2 protein-coding genes are annotated in these 3,317 nt (G+C 63.3%); both read right to left on the reverse strand.

The window, feature by feature from the left end; genetic code table 11:
• Nucleotides 1-251: 251 nt before the first annotated feature.
• Complete coding sequence (locus KKC91_12660; GenBank protein ID MBU0479394.1) at nucleotides 252-1,427, reverse strand: IS1595 family transposase; 1,176 nt, start codon at nucleotides 1,425-1,427, stop codon at nucleotides 252-254.
• Between the two features lie 296 nt (nucleotides 1,428-1,723).
• Nucleotides 1,724-3,067, reverse strand: a complete 1,344-nt coding sequence (locus tag KKC91_12665; GenBank protein MBU0479395.1) for an IS1380 family transposase — start codon at nucleotides 3,065-3,067, stop codon at nucleotides 1,724-1,726.
• Nucleotides 3,068-3,317: the final 250 nt, after the last annotated feature.

Below are 3,317 nucleotides of genomic sequence, written 5' to 3' on the forward strand. Positions count from 1 at the left end.
CGCCAGACCTTGTGGACAACTCCACCGTCGCCTGGTGAAGTTGTCCACAGTTCCCGACTTTTCCATACCTGCCTTACCGGTTGCCTACAGTAAGCCATCCTACAGTCCTATTCACGCCGTAGGTATGGCACTCGAGTTCGGGTGCTGCTGCGTCCCTTGCCCAGTGGCACGGATTCGCGTTCTAGTCGCGCGTTCCTTGGCACCGCCCCCGTCCGGAAGCCCTCGTGGTACTCCGACGGCCGAAACCATGGTTAAAGGTTCTTTTCCTTCTTCTGACCAGTTGACCTTCCAAGGGCATGCGGAGCGTTCCGGACCGGTCCGCCCAGAGGCGCGCCGTGCCAACCTGGGTGAGACGAGACCTGTCGTGGGGCGTGAGACGCAACAGGGTGCCGCCAGGTGTGCTTGTAGAGGCCCTCGTACTCGACGGCCGGGCGGGTGAGGGCCGCGAGGCCGAGGGCGCGATTGAAGGCCACCCACGGCATCTCGCGCCGGTTGAAGCGGAACACGAACTCGTTGAGGTAGGCTTGAAGGTGCTGCGGCTGCACGGCGCCCTTGTGGGTGCCTATCAGCCAGCGCTTCAGGTTCGTCGTGACGCGGCCGAGCGTGGGCAGCGGATCGTCGCTGGTTCGGGCAACGGTGATGCGCCGGGGGTAGAGGGTCTCTGACTTCTTGTAGCCCAGATGGCCGTCGGTCCAGATGTTCGACCCCTCCACGACGTTCTCGTTGATGAACTTGTCGAGCGTGACGCCCTTGGCGTCCGGGATGACTTGGATCCTGATCCTGCCCGCCTTGGTATGAAACGCCTGCTTCCCCTTACGTTCCTTGCGCTTCTTGGCAACGCCGCGCTCGTCGTCCTGCTCTTCGGCGTCCCCCTGCCACTTGTGGACCTCGACAGCGACGACGACGAGCGACTTCGTCTCAGCGCCACGCCCGCGGTGCTCGGTGCCCTCCTCCTCTCCTCCGACGTAGACCTCATCGACCTCCACCCAGTGGTCGGTGTGGTAGTCCTTCGAGCAGAACGACGACAACCGCTCGCGCCCCGGGGCGTACATAGCTGCGCGTAGCTTGTGCAACAACGTCCAAGCCGTCTCCAAGCGACTGATGCCGAGCTGGCGCTGCAACTGGACTGCTGAGATGCCCGGCTTGAGCGTGGCCAGCAGCCACGCGGCGTAGAACCAGAGGTGCAGGGGCAACTTCGTTCGGTGCATGGCCGTGCCAGCCGTTACGCTGATCTTGTGGTCCCTGTCGCAGATCATCATCCCGGGTTTCTCAGCCACGGACCACGCCTTCGTGCTGCCGCACTTGGGGCACACGTAGCCATCGGGGTGACGCAGCTCAAGGAGGTACTCGGCGCAGCGTTCGTCGGTCGCGAAACGGCGCGCGAACTCCATGATGTTCTTCGGAGGCCTCGGATAGCGATCTGTCATTGCCTCTCCTCCTCTGGGAGCGAAGCCTATGCTGTCTCGCCACTGTAGGCAACCGGTAAGGCAGGAACCCGAATCTTGCAAGCCTGGTCCCGTGGGCACCCGTGGGGCCCGTTCCGGACGCCCCAGGAGCGCTTCGGGGGGTGTCGCAGGCGGGCGGGAGGCCCGAGGACGCGCGTCGGATGCACGACCACGATGTTCCAGTGGTGTGCACAATTCCTGTCAACGGAAGAACGCCGATTTTCGGCGCCACCTGGTCACACCTCTCCCCCGCCCCCCTCGAACCGCCGAGACGGCCGCTATGCCGCCAAGGCGTCGACCCGATCCCGAATGCCCTCGAACACCTCCTGGTGCCGGTACCAGGAAGCGAGTTTGATGTACCACCGCCTGGAGTGCTTGCGAATAACGCCAGGAATCTTGAGCAAGACGCTGCGGAGCGTCCCGATCGTCATCGACCGCCAGTCGCTGGGCAGTACGTCGTGGCGGAAGCACCAGACCAAGTCGTAGGAGATGACCTTCAGCACCAGGTCCGCATCGTTCGCCCCGAATGAGCCCGTAGACAGCTTGTCTACACCGTACCCCTCCTTCAGCTCCTTGATGACGTTCTCGGCCTGGCACCGCCGGTTGTAGAAGCGCCAGACGTCCTCGGGGCTCCAGTCCAGGTTCGTGACGATGCACTCGTAGCGCCAACCCCAGCCATCGAGGTGCATCTGCTCGAGGTCGCGTTGCCGAGTTCGGACCACCACCACCCGCCGCTTCCGGGTCCAGCCGTCCAGCATGACCCAGATCTCGGAGACCTCGATCTGCTCGCCATCACCCTCACAGGTGATCTCCTCGAAGTCGACACCATCCACCGCGTCGCTGATGCCCTTCGACTTCGTCGTCTTCACGGCGTATCCAACATCATCAGCCTCGAACGTGGCATAGGTGGCCTCTCCCCGAAAGCCGCGGTCCAGCCGAGCGAAGAGGATCGGCCTGCCGATGCTGGCCAGGAAGTCTCTCGTCTCCCTGTAGTGATCGAGGAAGTCATGGTGATCGCTGGCATTTCCCGGTCGCAGCCACGCGCCGAGCACGAGGTCACGCACGCCGTCGGAGAAGATCATCGGATGGTAGCTCTTCCTGCCATGAGCTCGAGGGTTGTAGCCCTTGGAAGCACCTTCCATGTGGGAGCCGTAGACCACCTCCACCGAGGAATCACCGTCGAGAATGACGTACGGCTCGGGCTCCTTGGCCGATAACGCACGTTTCAGCACTTGCCGATGAAACGCTCGCAGGTCGGCGCGCTCCTTCTCGCCTTCCAGACGATGCAGACTGCGGTTTACGGTTGACGAATCGGGCAGGCGGTCCGCTCCGAGCTTCTGGGCGAGGTACGGGTCTCGGGCCGTCGAGCCGAAGTCCTCCGGCCGGATGTAGCCAAGAGGGCGAGCCACGACCAGAAGGGTGACATCGAAACCACCCGTGAAGTCGGCGTTCTTAGCCTTCAAGTCGTCGAACAGGATCGAGGCCATGCCGCCGAGATGCAGGACGTCCAGGGCGTAGTCGAGGAACGGCCCGGCCCCGCCGTTGCCGGTGGCACCCGCCTCGTCGAAGCGCTCCGGGATGCGGGTCGTGGACAGGGCTCGGTTCGCGTTCTCGTTCACCATCAGGGTGCTCCGATTTTGGTTCGTCTTCCAGGCTCACTTCCGAGTAACCTATTGGCCACGAATAAACAACATTTATGCTGATGATCCAGGTTGGACGACCTTTGTCCGGGACCGCTGGCAAAGGGGCATCGGAGCGTTGGTCGTCCATTCCGTCGGCCAGCTCACCGCGGGGTACACGTTCGGTGGAGCCGTGGTGTGGCTTGGAGTCGGATCCGGAGGTGAGCAGGCCGAGGGGTGGACTCTACGGTGC

The organism is bacterium (assembly GCA_018812485.1).
Taxonomy (GTDB): domain Bacteria; phylum JAHJDO01; class JAHJDO01; order JAHJDO01; family JAHJDO01; genus JAHJDO01.